Genomic DNA, 935 nt, shown 5'->3' on the forward strand with positions numbered 1-935 from the left:
GGCGGCTGACATAGACCTCGATCGCGTTGCTCTCTGCGCCGCCGTCGAACGACCAGAGATGCTCTTCAAGCTGTGCCCTCGACATCAGCTGGTTCGGTCGTCCGAGGAATGCCTCGAATAGGACCCATTCCCGAGCGGTCAGCGCGATTTCCTTTCCGGCGCACCGGACTGTGCGCGCCGACAGATCCACATCGAAAGACCCGACCCGGATCAGCGGGTTGGGATTGCCGGTATATCGCCGCGCGACCGCGCCGATGCGCGCTGACAGTTCGACAAGATCGAAGGGCTTCACCAGATAATCGTCGGCTCCCGCGTTCAAGCCGTCGATCCGTTCGGTGATCTGGTCAAGCGCAGTCAGGATGATCACCGGCGTCGTATTCCCCTGTTGACGCAGCCGCCGCAAAAAAGGGGTGCCGAGCCCGTCAGGAAGCATCAGATCAAGCAGAACGAGGTCATAGGCCACGACGGCCAGGGCATCGGCGGCTTCGCTCAACCTGCGCGCCCGGTCAAGTTTGTGGCCATCGTCGGCGACATGATCGCAGACGGCATTGCCGAGCACCTCGTCGTCCTCGACCAGCAGGATGCGCATGATCCGTCTCCTCTCCTGGAGCTGATCATCGTCGATCTGGCTGACGGCGCACTGACACAGATGCGGGTGCGCTGTCAGGTCGCTGTAAGACTGCGCGTGCAGATCTGGGGCGAGAAGCGGAGATGCAGATGAGGGTGATGGCGACGAACGCACTTCTTGCAGCGACACTGGCATCGGCAGCCTGGGCCGGGGCGGACTGCGTCGCGCCGATGGCGGATTGGCAGCCGCGAGCGATGGTCGAGACGATAGCCGCCGCGCAGGGCTGGCGCATCGGGCGGCTGCACGTCGACGATGGTTGCTACGAGATCGACGGCTGGGACAGCGAGGGCCGCGAGGTGGAGATCAC

Annotated in this window: 2 protein-coding genes; one reads left to right on the forward strand and one right to left on the reverse strand. The window is 63.7% G+C overall.

The window, feature by feature from the left end:
• A partial coding sequence (locus C5F48_RS24155) for a response regulator transcription factor (protein WP_107666168.1) occupies positions 1 to 589 on the reverse strand: 589 nt, incomplete at its 3' end.
• Between the two features lie 137 nt (positions 590 to 726).
• Between C5F48_RS24155 and C5F48_RS24160 the strand changes: the two genes are divergently transcribed.
• On the forward strand, positions 727 to 935 hold a 209-nt coding region (locus tag C5F48_RS24160; RefSeq protein ID WP_107666169.1), incomplete at its 3' end, for a PepSY domain-containing protein.

The sequence above is a fragment of the Cereibacter changlensis JA139 genome, assembly GCF_003034985.1.
In the GTDB taxonomy this organism is placed as follows: domain Bacteria; phylum Pseudomonadota; class Alphaproteobacteria; order Rhodobacterales; family Rhodobacteraceae; genus Cereibacter; species Cereibacter changlensis.